The organism is Streptomyces sp. NPDC059037 (genome assembly GCF_042740015.1).
Lineage (GTDB): Bacteria > Actinomycetota > Actinomycetes > Streptomycetales > Streptomycetaceae > Streptomyces.
Map to the genome: position 1 here is coordinate 1 of NZ_JBHYIG010000241.1, position 15,391 is coordinate 15,391.

At 66.3% G+C, this 15,391-nt stretch carries 14 protein-coding genes and 1 pseudogene; 11 read left to right on the forward strand and 4 right to left on the reverse strand.

Annotated features, from left to right (window positions below):
- Positions 1 to 325 precede the first annotated feature (325 nt).
- Positions 326 to 1,015, forward strand: a complete 690-nt coding sequence (locus ACFWY6_RS34865) for a hypothetical protein (protein ID WP_384699210.1) — start codon at positions 326 to 328, stop codon at positions 1,013 to 1,015.
- A gap of 445 nt (positions 1,016 to 1,460) precedes the next feature.
- Positions 1,461 to 1,769 (forward strand): hypothetical protein, encoded by a 309-nt coding sequence (locus ACFWY6_RS34870; protein ID WP_384699213.1) that lies wholly within the window; start codon positions 1,461 to 1,463, stop codon positions 1,767 to 1,769.
- A gap of 300 nt (positions 1,770 to 2,069) precedes the next feature.
- On the opposite strand, the gene ACFWY6_RS34875 is transcribed toward ACFWY6_RS34870, so the two are convergent.
- The 4 genes and pseudogenes from ACFWY6_RS34875 to ACFWY6_RS34890 all read right to left on the reverse strand — a co-directional run bounded on the left by ACFWY6_RS34875 (position 2,070) and on the right by ACFWY6_RS34890 (position 5,843).
- A complete protein-coding gene (locus tag ACFWY6_RS34875; protein WP_384699215.1) occupies positions 2,070 to 2,231 on the reverse strand; it encodes a hypothetical protein in 162 nt (53 codons plus the stop codon).
- Positions 2,232 to 2,350: 119 nt separating this feature from the next.
- Positions 2,351 to 3,808, reverse strand: a pseudogene (locus tag ACFWY6_RS34880) (NF041680 family putative transposase).
- A 136-nt stretch (positions 3,809 to 3,944) separates the two neighbouring features.
- Positions 3,945 to 4,385 carry a hypothetical protein gene (locus ACFWY6_RS34885; RefSeq protein ID WP_384699218.1) on the reverse strand — a complete coding sequence of 147 codons (441 nt, stop codon included), beginning with the start codon at positions 4,383 to 4,385 and terminating at the stop codon, positions 3,945 to 3,947.
- Positions 4,386 to 5,228: 843 nt separating this feature from the next.
- Positions 5,229 to 5,843 carry a helix-turn-helix domain-containing protein gene (locus ACFWY6_RS34890; protein ID WP_384699221.1) on the reverse strand — a complete coding sequence of 205 codons (615 nt, stop codon included), beginning with the start codon at positions 5,841 to 5,843 and terminating at the stop codon, positions 5,229 to 5,231.
- 321 nt (positions 5,844 to 6,164) lie between these two features.
- Here ACFWY6_RS34890 and ACFWY6_RS34895 point away from each other — a divergent pair, with 321 nt between their 5' ends.
- The 9 genes from ACFWY6_RS34895 to ACFWY6_RS34935 all read left to right on the forward strand — a co-directional run bounded on the left by ACFWY6_RS34895 (position 6,165) and on the right by ACFWY6_RS34935 (position 15,258).
- Positions 6,165 to 6,557, forward strand: coding sequence for a hypothetical protein (locus ACFWY6_RS34895; protein ID WP_384699224.1), 393 nt, complete (start codon positions 6,165 to 6,167; stop codon positions 6,555 to 6,557).
- Between the two features lie 138 nt (positions 6,558 to 6,695).
- Complete coding sequence (locus ACFWY6_RS34900; protein WP_384699227.1) at positions 6,696 to 8,000, forward strand: hypothetical protein; 1,305 nt, start codon at positions 6,696 to 6,698, stop codon at positions 7,998 to 8,000.
- A gap of 58 nt (positions 8,001 to 8,058) precedes the next feature.
- A complete protein-coding gene (locus tag ACFWY6_RS34905; protein ID WP_384699229.1) occupies positions 8,059 to 10,176 on the forward strand; it encodes a phage tail tip lysozyme in 2,118 nt (705 codons plus the stop codon).
- A gap of 196 nt (positions 10,177 to 10,372) precedes the next feature.
- Entirely contained in the window at positions 10,373 to 11,356 is a 984-nt protein-coding gene (locus ACFWY6_RS34910) for a hypothetical protein (RefSeq protein WP_384699232.1), read from the forward strand.
- Positions 11,353 to 12,054 (forward strand): hypothetical protein, encoded by a 702-nt coding sequence (locus tag ACFWY6_RS34915; protein ID WP_384699236.1) that lies wholly within the window; start codon positions 11,353 to 11,355, stop codon positions 12,052 to 12,054. Before ACFWY6_RS34910 ends, ACFWY6_RS34915 begins: the two co-directional genes overlap by 4 nt.
- 113 nt (positions 12,055 to 12,167) lie before the next feature.
- Complete coding sequence (locus ACFWY6_RS34920) at positions 12,168 to 12,917, forward strand: hypothetical protein (protein WP_384699239.1); 750 nt, start codon at positions 12,168 to 12,170, stop codon at positions 12,915 to 12,917.
- Positions 12,914 to 13,624: a hypothetical protein gene (locus ACFWY6_RS34925; RefSeq protein WP_384699241.1), complete on the forward strand. Its 711-nt coding sequence runs from the start codon at positions 12,914 to 12,916 to the stop codon at positions 13,622 to 13,624. The genes ACFWY6_RS34920 and ACFWY6_RS34925 overlap by 4 nt, the downstream gene beginning before the upstream one ends.
- 63 nt (positions 13,625 to 13,687) lie before the next feature.
- Complete coding sequence (locus ACFWY6_RS34930) at positions 13,688 to 14,212, forward strand: hypothetical protein (protein ID WP_384699244.1); 525 nt, start codon at positions 13,688 to 13,690, stop codon at positions 14,210 to 14,212.
- Positions 14,212 to 15,258 carry a hypothetical protein gene (locus ACFWY6_RS34935; RefSeq protein WP_384699247.1) on the forward strand — a complete coding sequence of 349 codons (1,047 nt, stop codon included), beginning with the start codon at positions 14,212 to 14,214 and terminating at the stop codon, positions 15,256 to 15,258. Before ACFWY6_RS34930 ends, ACFWY6_RS34935 begins: the two co-directional genes overlap by 1 nt.
- Positions 15,259 to 15,391 lie beyond the last annotated feature (133 nt).

Here is a 15,391-nt window from a genome sequence, read left to right on the forward strand (position 1 = left end):
CCCCAATGCTTATGTTTTTTCCCGCTCTTGTTTTTTTGTGGGTTCTAGTGGTTGGTTGGGCACCCCCTTTCCGGGGTTGTCCTTTGGGGGCCCCCGGTCCGTTCACACCACATGCGCCGGCGGACCGGACATAATCCCCCTTCCAGGAGCGGTGCGGGATTGAGCATCTAGAGGATCCGCACGGCAAAGTCAGCGGGCACCCACTCCAGTTTCAGATCGACCGTGGTTCCCGCAGCGCTCACACGGGCCTTGACGCGGCACGGCGTCCGCTCGCCTTTCACTCGGTGATCAACCGATCGGCGGCGTGCTGCCCTACGACGAGACCGTGGCCGTCACAGGTCTCACGACCGCCCCGGAGACAGGCCTGCCCCACGACCTTCGGCGCGGCACCCCAGAACTGGGCTACGAATTCTGCTGGATCAGGGAGTTGGACATTTTCGTCACCGCTGCCCGCATTCCGAGCGACTCCTTCGACCTGAAATTCCACCTCCCGCTGCTGCGCGCGGAGGCGCTGCCCACACCGTTGGGTGGAGGGTGGCGAGGCTTCACCGACGGCGTGAACACCACTGTCGTCCTTCCTTGTGTCAACAGCGATGAGGCGATCGCCGTCACCGCCCAGCTCAGCTCGGAGGAGCCCAACAAGAAGGAGGCCCGAAAGGTGGCCGATCTGGTCACCGCGACCGCCGCCAAGGCCTCCGGCCGCTGGGGCTGCGAGACCAAGCCGGGCACGCACGTGCCGGTCGTCGCCCCGGCGACAGACTCCTCCACGATGCAGGAGGCCGCAGGCACCTGTGCCGGACTGCCCGGGCCTCGAAACAAGAAGATCGACAAGGTCGCCGAAGCCCCGCCGACCGGCTCGCGCCGTTCGCAGAGTGCTTGGTGGGGGGATGTGGACATCGGAACCGGCTACCGCCTGCAGGCCTCGTTCGGTCCGTACGCCCAGCGGGAGCGCGGCGAAGGCTGGGACGACGGCATGCTCGGGAAGCCGGCCGGTGGCGGTAACAAGGATGCGTAGGAGTTCTTCTGGGCGAGCGCTGAGTGTCCAGGAGACGCGTCCCGTGCCCTGTTTCAGATCCTGCCGCAGACCGGCAGGTCAAACGATCCGGCCTTCGCTCGATCGCTGTCGGTCGCATTCACCCAGCGCGCGGCCGACCAGCGTGATTGCACCGACCTGCAACTTCCGGCCAGCATCCTAGGGCGCACCGAGGAGGAGGGCCGCAGCAAGCGGCCGATGCCGACAAGGTGAGTCAGACACGCCCGACCCGGGACGCTGCGGCCGATTCGGGCGGGACATGCGTGCCTCCCACGCGCAGGACGAGAGCGATGCGTCAGCGCGGCTCGCCAACGCACCGCATTCAGGCGACACTTGGGGGCGTCAAGAGGTATGCGGGAGGGGCGTCACGGTGGTGTCCTCAGACGGTGTTGACTCGTCTCTTCGCCGGGCTCGACAGGCCCGGAACATGACCCAGGAGGAGGTCGCCGCGGCGCTGAACCAAATCACCCGTCTCTCGGCCGATGGGAGCCTGGTCAGTGCCCGGGAGTCCGGCCGTCGGCGCACCGGGCAGCGCAACCGGATGAGCCTGTCCAAGCTGTTCGGGGAACGCCCCGAGGTGCTGTTCGCCCATCAGGACGGCGAGGCCGTCAGCACGTTGGAGTCCTCGGGTACGGACGTGGTTCTCAAGGTCCTGACCCGCTGGACTGACCTTATCGAGGCGATGGTCGACGTTGCAGGAGGACGCGAACCGCGGTCCCTCGATCGCGATCCGTAGCTAGATTGCCGATGGCGCGATGCCTGCCGTCCGGGTCGGCGGCAAGCTGAAAGATTCGCGAGTCGGACCTGCCGCCACTGGCCATGCCGGTCATCGCTCCCCGCCCCGACGAGCAGGTAGAGGAACAGGTCAAAGACGACCTCAATGCATTGGTTGCGAATCTCGTCGCGAGCTGGCCGGAACTCCCCATGGAGCGCAGGGTCGAGCTCGGCCTTCTCTTGACTACCCGCTGACCCGCCCCGACCCCTGAGGTGATGAAACGCCCCGGCTCACCGGGGCGTTGTCGTGTGTGTACTGAGGTCAGCTCAGGCCGTCTGAGTCGTCGTGCTCTTCTCCGACCGGGAGTGGCCGACGATCACCCCCCGGGTCCTCGCTGTAGATGACTGCGGAGACCGTGCCGTCGTAGGCAACGCTGAGGCCGTTGCCGCTTGTGCCGAGCATGTTCTCCCAGTCGAATCCCATGCTACGAGCCTAGCTGTACCGCTCGAGAATCTCGGCGATGTGGGGGGTGCCCTCGTCTACCCGGGCGAAGATCGCAGCTTCCGCTTCAAGGGCACTACGCCCCTCAGCTTGATCTTTATCTACCAGGATCTGCCTGGTTTGCCGGTGGCTTTGAGGGTCTCGGGGCGTTTGGCGGTCTTGCCCACGTCGTAGCGGGGTGCGGGACGGCGGTTCTTGGTTCCGGGCGGTCGTCCGGGACCGGTGCCGCGAGGTTGGGGAACACGGGCGGGACAGGCGAGGTGGGGGCCGATGTTTCTGAACCCGCGGCGGACCCGGGCCGGGGTCAGTCGCGCGGGTTCCCCCGGCTGTTCCCAGGGTCTGCGGAGGTCGGCGGCGAGCGGGCGGGCGAGCCGGAGTTGGGTGTGCGCGACGACCATGAGCCAGGTCCAGCGGTCCGCCGCCTCGGGAGTCCGCAGTTTCGGGGTGGTCCAGCCGAGCGTCGTCTTCCCGAACCTGAAGGTGTGCTCCAGGTCGAAGCGCCTCAGGAAGACTGTCCAGCAGCGGTCGACGTTGGCCGGGGCGGCGCCGGTTTTCGAGGACCACAGCCAGACCGGCGGTGCGTCCCGGTCCTTGGAGAGGTGCTCGACCATCAGCCGGATCAGGGTGCCCTCGACGACGGGGAGTTCGCCGTCGTGCTCCAGCCAGGCAGAGCGGTGGCTCAGTCTGGGGTGGACCCGGTCCCACGCCTGTGCTTCGGCCTTGCCGTAGTTGGCGGTGTCGGTGGCCGTGGTCACGGAGGGTTTCGGGCCAGGTCTCGGGCTTGGTGAAGCGGAACTCCGGCCCGTGCTTGGGCGGGTGGCCGCTGCGGGGGTGGGCGCGGTGGAACTCCTCGCGCGAGGGCGCGGGAGTGCACATCACCCGGTCCGAGCGGATCCGCCCGACCAGCTCGACAGGCAGATCGCGCAGTACCCAGGCCAGGCGGGTGACGTCATAGCCGGCGTCCATGACGACCGTGATGTCCGGGTCTCCGGGCTGCCACTGGCCCGCGGCGATGAGACGTTCCGCCACAGCCCGCAGCTGGGTCGCGGTGACGGCGGTCGCGTCGTCTTCGGGGCCGAGCCGGACCGCATCCAGGACCCCGGTCCATGAGGTGGCCCCGGGCTCCAGCACAGCCACGAAGGAGTAGGGCCAGCCCGGGATGAACTGGGAGGCGGACTTCGCCCGGCCGTAGACATGGCAGAAGAGCCGTTCCGCCGAGCACGGCGCGTCCGAGCGCAGCCACGGACTCACGTCGACAGCAAGGACCAGGCGGCCACCGTCGAAGCGCGGCAACGGCAAGCTGGCCAGCAGGATCCGCAGCTGTTCGGTGTTGATCCAGCCGCGGTTGAGGGCTCCGTACAACGCTCCGTGCCCCGGCGGTGTTCGGGCACCAGCGTCAAGTCGACCGGTGAGAGGACCGGGCCGTCCACGCACAGCATGGCGTCGGTCAGCTCGAACAGTTCATCGCGCCGGGCGGTCAGACATCCGTAGAAGGCGCCACGGAAGCGTGACGCCTCCGCGAACGCTTCCCGCCGGTCCTGCGGGCACACCACACTCATGGCAACGGCCTTCGCTTGATCCCGTATCTCTGTGACGGAGCACAGGATCAGACGAAGGCCGCCCTCACGTCCGGCGAACTCCCAGGCGAGTGACCCCGTTCGGGGCGCCGTTCGAGGCCGAAGAAGAAGGACAAGCTCAGGAGCGATACGAGTCGAGGGTGACGCACCCTCGACTCTTCACGCACACTCTGGCGGCAACGTCTTGGCCTTCAGGGAGAATGAAGTCGAGTTCCCGGCTTTCCCCAGCGGAGAGTTTGACCTCCGGGAAGATGACCTTCCATTCCTCATCGACGTAGCGCCACGCCGAGAAGTAGGCGTCATGGGATGTCTCGTTGTGAAGGGTGAAGTACTCGCCCTTGGCGTGAAAGTAGTTGCGCGCGTAGGCGTCGGTGCCAGGTTTGTAGTTGTGGACGCTTCCGCTGACACCGCCAGAGTCGCCGTCGGTCGGATAGCGGAAGCAGCGCCCCTTCCACGCTCCAGATGTGGTGTCCGAACTGCACCGCACTTGGCCAGCGTAGGCGGGAGTTGCCACCCCGAGCGGGATGGCAACAGCAGCGGCAAGTGCGGCTGCAGCCATGGTGGCCCGAGTGACGGTGCGAGTCCGGGTGTGTGATGTACGCATCTGCGTTCGTCTCCTGTCTGCACGCCACGAGGACCGGTGGCATGATCCCTGGATGCCCCTCTGCAGGGCGCAGTTCCATCAGACAGCCCGGAGTGCCTTGGCGGGCAGGCTCTTCGGCTGAGGCCGAAACAATGAGGCTGAACCGACCTCGCCCGCTGACCTAGATGGGGCTCCAGCGCATCATGGGGCCATGGAGTCACAGCTTCCTGGTAGATAAAGATCAAGCTCAGTCCGCGATCGCTCGTACGAGAGCGGCGTGGAACTGACCATTCCCCACCTCGGCCGGGTCAACGACCGCCGGCCGTCGCCGTGCCGCATCTGCGGCCAGCCTCGCTTCCCCCCAGCTCGCCGCGCTCCTCGCCGGCCATTCCCAGTGCATCTCCTGCGTCCGAACCGGGCGCGTCCCCGGCGACCGTGGAGGCGATCGCCCGGCTACTGGCACCTGAAGGGGAACGTTCGGAGGACCCTCCAGGTACTCACACGCCGCGGCGGTGGACCTGCACATGCCGCGACATGAAGGTTATCCGGACATTGAAGGACGCCCAGGCATCGAAGTCCGTCTAGCGCCGCTGCGGCATCACGCGCCGGGCCCAGACCCATCACATCCCTCCGGCGGCAGCCGTCCAGGGGCTCCAGGCCACCGAGCTCGATCCGGCCAGAGACTAGGTAGACGGCTAGCGCGGTCGTGGTCCGATGCCGAGCCCGTGGCCGCGAGTTCAGCCAGAGGCATCCGGTGGTGGAGACCCGAGACGGTGAACGCGTGCGACCGGGGATGCAGCCCGGCTGCCCGCAACAGCGTTATGCGCCTGAGCCTGCGGCCTCTCCGGCCGGCTTGTTGCGGACATCACGCTTCCGGGCGTCGAGAGCGGCCTGGGTCTCAGGGTCGAGCTCGTAGTCGCCGACGGTTTCAGGGTTGACGTCCAGCGCGTGAGAGCGGAAGGCCTCCCGCTCGGCGGAGAGTTGCTGGATGGTCTGGGTGATCCGGTGGATCTTCTGGCGCAACCTCTCCCATTCCTGTTCGGTGAGGGCGAGCTCGGCGAGCTGGTTCTGGATCTCAGCCTCGTTTTCCCGGGCGTAGTTGTCGCTGACCAGTGTGATTAGAGGAACCCCGAGAGCCTCGGCGGCGGTGACCGCCTCGTCGAGCCTGACCGCGCGGGTCTGCTGCTCGATGCGTGTGATGGCGGTGGAGTCAACGTTCGTACCGAGCAGTGCGGCCATACGGCGCGCCAGTTCGGCCTGGCTGATGCCGAGGCGTTCGCGTTCTTGACGAAGTCGGCGGGCGAAAAGGTCGCCGGGCAGTGGGTTCATGACGGTTTGGCACTTCCTGGTCGAGATCGCGATCGACGGGGGTGTGTGGGGGTGGCCCGCCTCGAAATCGAGCAGGTCGGCGCCGCGGCGGTGCTGGAGCGGCACATTACACATCTCGCACTGCGGATTCCACAGGACTCCGCCGCGGCCTGCGATCGCGCATCGCGGCGTCGATTCGCCTCGTTTCCGAGTGCCTTTCGACTCTTTATCGATAGCCCCTTTAACATGCCTCTGTGACACGTCATTTTAATGGGGTAGATTAGTCATTGAAGATGCGGACGTATACGAGCCAGCGGGGGGACCTGGCAGCATGTCGCTGACCGCTCCGGCTTCTATCACTGCCCATCCAGGTGGACGATCTGCGCTTGTTGCCTTGTGACTCACTGTCATGCCACCGAATGATTCGAAAGGCGAGAGGAAAGAACCGTGACGAAGATCCACGAGGCAGCCGTCCTCACACAGACCTCCCTGCCGAGCGCAGCCTGGGACCTCACGAGCTTCCTGGAGAACGCCAAGTCGCAGATCCAGCTCTGGGGCGGTCTTCTGCTCATGCTGCTCGGTGCTGTCGGCCTGGTCTGGGGTGGCGTGCTCCTGATCAAGAAGCTGATGGCCAACCCGCAGTCCGCGGGCCAGCAGCAGGGCTGGGGCACGATCGCGCTCCTGATTCTCGTCGGTGGAGCCCTGGGCAGTGGCGGGTGGTCGCTGATCTCGACGGTCGGTTCCGGCGGCCAGCAGACCATCACGGACCTCGGCGGCGGCACGGTGATCGTCCATACCGTCGATCAGTTCAGCGGGTTCCTGAGCGGCCATTCCAAGTAGGAGGCCGTCACAGACCGTGCACACGACCGGAGACAAAGGCGTCGAGCGAACCGGGTCGGTTGAGGTGCAAGGCCTCCTCCGGCCCGGTTCGCCATATCCGGGCCCGCAGCACGGTCCAGGCACGAAAGAGAGCAGAACATGGGGATCAAGGACAAGGCGCTGGCCTTCAGCAGGAAGTTCAAGCTCGACTCGCACCACGCGATCGAGCGTTTTGGGGTGTTCTTCGGCATCTTCGCGGTCACGGGCGCGATCGTGATCAGCGCATCGGGGGCCTCGGCGTACCAGGCGGAGCGGGACTCGCTGTCGCAGACGGCGCTGTACACCAGCGACTTCAAGACGTCGAAGACGAATCTCGACGGCACCGTCGACGGGATCTACACCAACGAGAGCGGCAACAAGGCGCTCGTGATGATGCACTTCAGTCCGACCGCCCAGATCTCGTACAACGCCGCGGACTACAGGGCGTTCCTGCTCGGGTCGGACACCTCGCTGAACAGCGAGCCGGTCAGCACCAGCGGGATCAAGGGCTCCTTCCACGCCTTCGGTTCGACCGGCTACATCGGGGTCCTCCTGAACGCCGATCGACCCTTCGACCGCCAGGTGTTGAACCTGACGGTCCGTGCGAACGCCGAACTCACCACGCCCGGAGCCGAGCAGACGCAGAGCAGCGGCAAGCTGGCCGGCGACGAGACGTTCTCCAAGTACGACCAGTGGCGGGTCTTCTTCAACCCCGGCGCATCCGGGGTCCAGAAGATCACGGCGCTCGACGCCCTGACCTTCGACCCGGCCCAGGCCTACTACGAGGTCGCGCTTAAGGAGAAGGAGGCCGAGGCCAGGGACGCCCTGGACCAGAAGCTCGTCGAGATGCGCACAAATCTGACGCAGATTCAGTCGTACACCTCCGACCTGCAGACGACGAAGATCGACGGCCTGTTCCTGCGTCCGCCGACCGTTCCGGTCTCGATCGCCACCGACAAGATCACGGGCGTCTCCGCGGCCGAGGCCAAGGACGGCGTCTCGACGCTGGCGCTGCAGACCAAGCACGTCACCCCGGGCGGCTTCGACCTCAACTGGCGTGCAGGCAACGTCTACGACGGCTACCTCGATGCCCTGGTGCCGGCCGGTCAGAGCTACGCCCAGTTCTTCACCAAGAAGCGTGACGAGGGCTCGGATCCGACGAGCCAGCAGATCTCGGACATGCAGTGGCCCCTCTCGGACGGCACCAGCCTCACCAAGGACTACCAGTCCTCTGACGTGACGATGCGCCCTCTCATGAACATCATGAACAACCTTTCACAGGCGTATCAGGACTACTCCCGGAACAAGTCGCAGTACGAGTCGGATCTGTCGCTCGACTTGCTCCGACTGGACGAGAGTCTGCGGGACGTGCAGTCCAACAGCACCATTCGAGACGACAAGGCGTTCCTCACCACGCTCCATTGAGTGCGGAGATGAAGTGACGCATCCCGCTACCTGGCATTGAGACGGAAAGGAAAGCGACATGGCCACCGACAAGCCGAATCGGAGTCTCAAGAAGGGGACGACGAAGGGTCAGCCGAGCAGGTCGGTGAGTCAGGGGATGCCCCGGCAGGGTCGCGGGACCAAGAGCTTCGGCCCCAAGAAGGGCATCGAGAAGCCTTCCAAGGGCAAGGCCAGCGTGCCCAAGCAGCGCAAGGCGGCCGGTGCCGCGAATGCCGGGTCGAAGATCAAGCAGGGCATGAACGGCGCCGCCGGGAACATGGCCGGAGGCGCGGCCCAGAAGGCGATCAGGGGAGACGGCAACAGCGCGACCCGCCGTAACGCCGGACGTTACGCAGGAGCTGCCGTCTCCGGTGCCGTGGCCGGCGCACAGGCTGGCGGGCTTCCGGGAGCCGCTGTTGGCGCAGCGAAGAACGTCGGCGTCGAGGGGGCCCAGGACGCGGTCAAGGGCGTGTCCAAGGTCACCGGTGGCAGCCCGGACGCCAAGCCAGCCGACCAGCGCGAGCTGGGTGCCGGCGGCACGGGCTACGAACGCGGTGCGTCGAAGGACGACGAGGGCCTGGGCTCGAAGGCGGCCAAGGGCGCCGCCGTCGGCGGTGGCGCGGCTGCCGCTCCGCCGGCCATGGGGGTGGTCATGGCCATGGCCTTACTGAACTGGCTGAAGTCCATGTTCTTTGCGGCCATGGCGATGGCCGTCAACGCCGGGAGGCTGCTGTGGACGCTGATCGTCAACATCGTCAAGGCGGTTGGTCATGCGATCGCTGCACCGTTCACGGCGCTCGGCGGCCTGATGGCCAAAGGGGTCGGCTTTATAGCCAAGGGGGTCGGCACGGTCCTGGGCGTCACGGTCACGGCGACGATGACCCCTGCAGCGGCAGCCATGTCGGGTGCGGTCGCGATGACCGCCACCGCGGCCCTGCTGGGCACGGCCTTGACCGGCGTCCTCAACTCGACGGCGCTGACCGAGGGCCGCATCAACGCGAACGGCACGGCGTGCGTCGTCAACGCGGGTAGCGTCGGCAACGGTTCCGGGGCCGCCGTCCCGGCGGACGTGGAGAAGAACGCCAAGGAGATCTACTCGGTACTCAGCAACTGGGGGATGCCGAAGGAGAACATCGCGGGCGTCCTCGGCAACTGGTCGCAGGAGTCCGGGATCGACCCGACGAGCGTGCAGAACTTCCCCACGGGGACGTATGCCATGACCGCCCAGAAGGCCAGCGCCGCGCAGAACACGGACAACGGCATCGGTCTCGGGCAGTGGACGTTCGGCCGCAACACGTTGCTGCGCCAGTACGCGAAGAGCAAGGGCGTCGACTGGTTCACGGTCAAGGCCCAGCTGGCCTTCATGGCCGATGGTGACAACCCGGGCGATGTCACGGTCTTCAAGGACATGCTCAAGAAGTCGCAGGGCTCGCCACGTGCGGCGGCACTGGCCTTCCACGAGAACTGGGAGCGCTCCTCTGACGGCGCGGCCGGGCTCACCGCACGAGGCGACAACGCCGAGATGTGGTTCGGCAAGATGAGCGGCTGGTCGGTCGACAGCTCGATCGTGGGCGGCGTCGAGAACATCGTCGGCGGGATCATCGAGAACATCGGGAACGGGATCAATACGATCCTGGGCAACTGCACCTCCAAGGGCGGCAGTTCCGTCTCGCTGAAGGACGGCGGGATGACGCAGGAGGAGGCCCAGGACCTCGTCGACCTCTTCAACAAGGAGGGCGGGAAGTTCCTGGATGACCGGTACGGTCCGGGCGGTGGCCCGGGTTCCTGCAACGGCAACCACGCGATGAACTGCGTGTCGTTCTCGACCTACTTCGTGAACAAGTACACGACGTTCCAGACCTACCCGGCCGGTGACGGCAAGGAGACGGCGTACACGATTGCGAGGGAGACCGGCATGCAGATGTCCTCGACCCCGACGGCGTACTCAGTGGGCTCCGGCCCGAGCCGCGGCCCCGCCGGCCACACTCTCGTGGTGCTCGGCGTCCAGGGCGACAAAGTCATCCTCGGCGAGGCCGGCTACTGCGCTTTCATGGGTCGGGTTCGCGTCGACAGCGCGGCGCGGATGGCGGCCGAGGGCTGGAAGTTCGTGGACATGTCGGATTCGATGCTCCCCTCCGACAAGATCAAGACGGTCTGATGCGCCGTATCTGATCTGGGAGGGAGAAGCCGGTGCCGGGTGATCGGGGCACCGGCTTCTTCATGTCCGGTGCAGGTCCTGCGTGTCGACTTCGCTTTTCAGACCGCTTATCGAATGGATTCAGAGTCGGCCCGAAATGTCTTTCGAGATAGACTTGAGTCGTTTATGAGAGCAACATGGAGTGAGGAGTGTGTCCGTGACGACAGTCCATGCTGAGTCCGAGAGCACGGACCCCGAGCAGGAGACCGGGTCGATGCCCAAGGAGAGGCCGGTGGCACCGAAGACGCGCAAGAAGGTCACCGGAGCTGAGCTCGAAGAGCGCTTCGCGGGCTGGACGATGCGCCAGCGCGAGAAGGTCCAGGTGCGCCCCCCTGAGGACAACGCACGTTTGATCCGGCGCAGCGTCACCGCAGTGATGGGCGTCGGGATTCTTGCCCTGGTCGTCGCCACGGGCGTGGCCGGCGAGAGCTTCAAGGCGAGCACGGCGGACAACAAGGCCCGGGTCGTCCAGCTCAAGGGGCAGCTGGATGATGCCCAGTCCACGCCCGTGACAGCGGACGCCGCTGCGGATCTGTCCAAGCTCACCGAGGCGGCAGCCGCCGATGCGAAGAAGGTCGCGACCGGGGAGCAGGCCTTCGCCACGTTGTTCCACCAGGCCAGCGTCCAGCCCAGCGCGAACAACGGGGCCCCGAACAAGGCAACGCTGGAGATCATCCAACACCGCCGGGACATGGCCCCGCTGTTCAGCAAGGACTCTTTCCTGGTCAGTGCCAAGGAGGCGTACAGCACCTCGTCGCTGACGCCGTTCGACGCGACCACCGAGATCGATCCGCGCTACGCCTGGTACATCCGCTACGACGGCCAGAACGCAGCTGCCCCGAGCACGTACGCGTGGAAGGTCGAGACGGTGATGCCCGACCTGAGTATGAAGAACGTCTCGGGTATGACAAACCAGGCGAAGGTCGTCTGGCTGTGTCGGGACACGAAAAGCGGCGAGGTGCTCGCCTGGGCGAGCGCGCGCTACGTGCACAACGGCACGGCGGGCGCCTTCGACCACTTGGCGCTCGTGGTGACCGCCGCTGGGGCCCAGTACGAGAACCCCGCAATCAAGATGCCGGCCCGGTCCGGAGTCCCCGAACCCAGCGGCACGGGTGCACAGAAGAAGGGCGGGAGGCGATGACGGAGCAGACGGCAGCACCTACTCGGCGGGGATTCTTCCGGAGCAACCTCTCGGTCCTGGTGACGGCAGCGGTTCTCGCGGTTGTCGCGACGGTTGCCGGCGCGACCTGGAGCAGCCTGCACGCGGCCCTGGCTGAGCAGGAAACCCGGATCAACGGCGTCGAGGGACATCTGGCAGGCATCCAGCAGAAGAACGCCGAGCAGGTGAACGCGGATGTCATGGCGGCCCTGGGTGTCAGTCAGAACCGGCTGAGCACCGACGGCGAGCGCATCAAGTCGCTGCTTTCGATGGCTTTCACGTGGGATTCGGGACAGAGCTACGAGGCGGCGCGCGAGAGCCTGAAGAGCCGGTTCGGCCTCGCCGAGAACGCGACGTTCCTGAAGTCGTTCATGCCTCCGTCGAGGTTCAACGAGGACTCCCAGGGGCGGCGTTACTACTACATCGACACGGTCGGCCTGAATTCGGCTCTGGGTGAGGATCCGGACATCGAGGTCGTCGATGTCAAGGCGGGTGTCTACACCTACGCCATCCTGGCCGACGTCGAGGTCACCTCCGACGCGGTGTCCCAGAACAAGGCGAGCAAAGCCAGTGTCACGGCGCACCGGCGCGCGCTGCTCTTGGTCACGGTCGACGCCCAGGGCAAGGTCTCGAATCTCTCCGGCGTCCCGGCGAGTGGCGAGACTCGCTATTCCGGATGACTCACACCACCTTTCGACTCGTCTTATTGATAGAGTTGTCCTGGTATTTGAGTGAATCGGCAAGTTGAGGACCAATGGCATCGACACAGACCGATGAGTCGGGTAGAGGCGCAGTGCGCAAGACGCGCTTCGTCGCGACATCCGCGTCCTCGCAGGAGGGCGCGGACACTCCTGAGCAGACGGAGCCCGCGGGCGGCCTGCGCAAGCGCACCCTCGTGGCCGGCGTGAGCATGGGTCTGGGCGCACTGCTGTGCTTCGTACTGTCCGCGGGGTTCTCCGGCGGTCAGAGCGCGGTGAGCGATACGGCTGCGCCGGAGATCTCCTCTCTGCAGGAGCGGATCAGGATCACCGAGGCGAAGACGGCAGCGCTGCCGAAGGCCGACGACGCCGAGCGTGGTCTGACCGCGGCCCTGACGGCGGCTGGTCAGGTCGCGAAGCTGCAGAACGACTACCGCTACCTGACGCCCAGCGTGGCGGCAGACGGCGGCACGCTCGGCACGGCGACGTCTCAGCCGACGCTGCGCAACCTCATCCCCTACTTCGCCCCCTCGGTGCACCAGGCGGACCTGGGGCCGTGGTACCTGCTCGCCAGTGACAAGGACGCGGCGGCCGGCGTCGGGATCCCGATGAGCTTCAACTCCGGCTTTGAGTGGGTCGCCCAGGTGCCCTACCTGGTCAACGACGACAGCACCATCACGGTGACCTGGCTGGCGATGGAGACCAGGACGGGCGCGGGCGAGAGGCCGGCGGTGCTGGCCTTGGCCCGCGCCGATTACAACCAGGTCCGCAAGGCGTTCGTGAACATCCAGACCGACACGACGGCCACGGGCGAGGCCCTGAAGCAGGAGGTGAAGGCACCGTGAAGGAGGAGATCAAGGACAAGCTGCGCCAGCACGCCGGGAAGATCCTGCTCGGCGGCACCGGGGCGCTGCTCGCGCTCTCGGTGGTCACGCTCGGAGCCAGCCTGCTCAGCGACAGCCCGGCCGCGTCGGACACCCAGGCCGATGCAGTTGTTCACAAGCTCGAAGGCAACCTCGGCGACGCCCGGGCCAAGCTCGCAACGCAGCACACGGCGCTGCTGGTTCAGCTGCCGGGCATGGACATCGAGCGGGTAGACCGTGACAGGGCGACGGGCCGGTCCCTCCTGCTGAGCCTCACCGACAGCTCGGCGTCGACCCGGACCGTCAAGGAGCAGCAGGTACTGCTCGACGCGCGCTACGCCTTCCTCGACCACAAGTCCCGGGTGCTCACCGAGTTCGTGCCGGAGTGGATGACGGCGACCGGAGCCACGAAGGGCGCTGGGACGACGTACACGCTCGCTGATCTGGACATCGATGTGAGTCGGGTGCAGGGCCTGAACTACTCCTACACGGGGGTGGCCCGGCTCGACCCGGTCCGCGTCGGACCGGATCAGAACAGCGCTGCCAAGAGCGAGTTCGTGGTCTTCACCTACTCCACCTCTCAGGACGGCACGGTGACGTCGCTGGACGCCTACCGGGCCTCCAGCAAGACCCACGACGCCCCCGCTGCCGCCAGCGAGGAACAGCCCACCCCCAAGCCGACCGGGTGAGCGAAGCGCCCACCGCTTCAGCACGCACGCCAGAAGACCCCGACGAGACGTAAGGACACGAACATGTCGACCCAGACCCTGGAGAAGACCGAGACGGCTGCCCCGACAAGCACGGCCGCGGCGGCGAAGAAGACCACGGCGAAGCCCGTGAAGGAACAGAAGGACTCAAAGCTGCGCACTGGATGGCGGCGTCTGGCCCCGAAGAAGGAGACCGGCAGGTTCTCCGTCGTGGGGTGGGCGGGGTTCTTCCGGGCCATCGTCCTTGTCGCCGACTACCTGCTGGCGTTCATCACGGCCATGGTCATCATCCCGCTGCTGGGCGCATGGTTGCACCAGCAGTCGGGCGCATCCCGGGGTGCGCTCAGTGCGGACGGAAGCATCGCCATGTGGCTGATGCCGCTCCTCTTCCTGGTCGCACTGCTCGCCGCGGGCGAGATCGTCGTGATGCGCGGCATGTGGCGCTGGGCAACGCGGGTGATCGCGAAGATCCGGGACGCCCGGGGCGAGGCGACCGGGGCCGACGTCACACCGAAGTCCACGACCAGGACCACCAACCAGAGCAAGACCAACCGCAAGAGGAGCAAGTGATGCGCACCGCAGGACTGACGATGAACGACGTATGGGCCCACCGTGTCTTGCGTGAACGAGGAGTGGAGACGTACCGGCTGGAGGGGGTGACCGCCGAGCTCGGCGTCATGGTCGAATCGCTCGACCTCAAGCACCGGGGCAAGGAGGAGAATTACCGCCCGTATCTGCACATGACGGGCGAGCTGCGCTCGGTCACCCCGGCCAAGGCACTGCCGTTCGGCATCTCCCAGGTGACCTACTCCCTCGGCCAGGGCGAGAAGGTAGACGCCTTCTACGAGTTCGACGACCAGCAGCTGGTCGTGCTCGCCAGCAAGGGCTACTTCACGAGCGGCTTCGCCGTGCCCGAGCAGGTCACCGGGATCGAGTGGGAGCTGCCGGTCACGGCGGACATGCTCGTGCTCGCTCCGTCGGGGGCACAGACCCAAGACGATACGGCCGTGGTCTTCACCCAGATCCACGACATCGGGGGCTTGGAGATCGATCTCGAGTCCAGCGGCTACGACCTCGCCGACTACTTCGCCGACCACTCCAAGGACGGCGTCCCACGGGCTGAGGCTGTGGTCGATGCGCGCGGGCTGAAGGCGCGTCCGGACGCGATCAACTCGCTGTTCACCGAGGACGAGCTGGGCCTGGACACCGAGGTCAAGCAGGTCGTCGGAGCGCCCGTGCCTGAGGCAGCGCCGGTCGCTGACGGCATGAGCGCGCGTCTGCAGCAGATCGAAGCGGAGATCGCCGCCGAACAGGAGCAGTACCAGACCGAGCGCGCGAGCACCGAGGGCACCACGGAGAACCTCTACCGGGAGCGCGTGGCTGGGGCTCTGCACCGGGCCGAGGAGCAGGAGGCGTTCGCTCCCCCGGTTCCGGCCCGTGAGGCGCAGCGCGACCTGAACCTGGAGCTCGACCTGGAGCTGGAGGAGCAGGAACAGCAGACCCGGCGACATGAGGTCAAGCCCGCTCCGAGTTTGGACAAGCGCAGGCTCCAGGTGGCCCAGCGTGCGGCCGATCTGGACTTCGGCGAGAACGGCGAGCAGAGCCTGGGGTCTTGAGGACGGATCGGGCATGACGAGCGCGGGGGCGCGGGGGGGGGGGGGTACCCCCCCGCCCGCGGGGGAAGGGGGAGAGAGACAGAGTCGTTAAAAAAAACACAGAACCCCCCACACACACAATCAAGAGCGGTGT

Excerpts from the sequence above, each read along its gene's own strand:
- ACFWY6_RS34870 (WP_384699213.1), top strand. The coding sequence starts at position 1,461 with ATGACCCAGGAGGAGGTCGCCGCGGCGCTGAACCAAATCACCCGTCTC.
- ACFWY6_RS34875 (WP_384699215.1), bottom strand. The coding sequence starts at position 2,231 with ATGGGATTCGACTGGGAGAACATGCTCGGCACAAGCGGCAACGGCCTC.
- ACFWY6_RS34885 (WP_384699218.1), bottom strand. The coding sequence starts at position 4,385 with ATGGCTGCAGCCGCACTTGCCGCTGCTGTTGCCATCCCGCTCGGGGTG.
- ACFWY6_RS34900 (WP_384699227.1), top strand. The coding sequence starts at position 6,696 with ATGGGGATCAAGGACAAGGCGCTGGCCTTCAGCAGGAAGTTCAAGCTC.
- ACFWY6_RS34905 (WP_384699229.1), top strand. The coding sequence starts at position 8,059 with ATGGCCACCGACAAGCCGAATCGGAGTCTCAAGAAGGGGACGACGAAG.
- ACFWY6_RS34915 (WP_384699236.1), top strand. The coding sequence starts at position 11,353 with ATGACGGAGCAGACGGCAGCACCTACTCGGCGGGGATTCTTCCGGAGC.
- ACFWY6_RS34930 (WP_384699244.1), top strand. The coding sequence starts at position 13,688 with ATGTCGACCCAGACCCTGGAGAAGACCGAGACGGCTGCCCCGACAAGC.
- ACFWY6_RS34935 (WP_384699247.1), top strand. The coding sequence starts at position 14,212 with ATGCGCACCGCAGGACTGACGATGAACGACGTATGGGCCCACCGTGTC.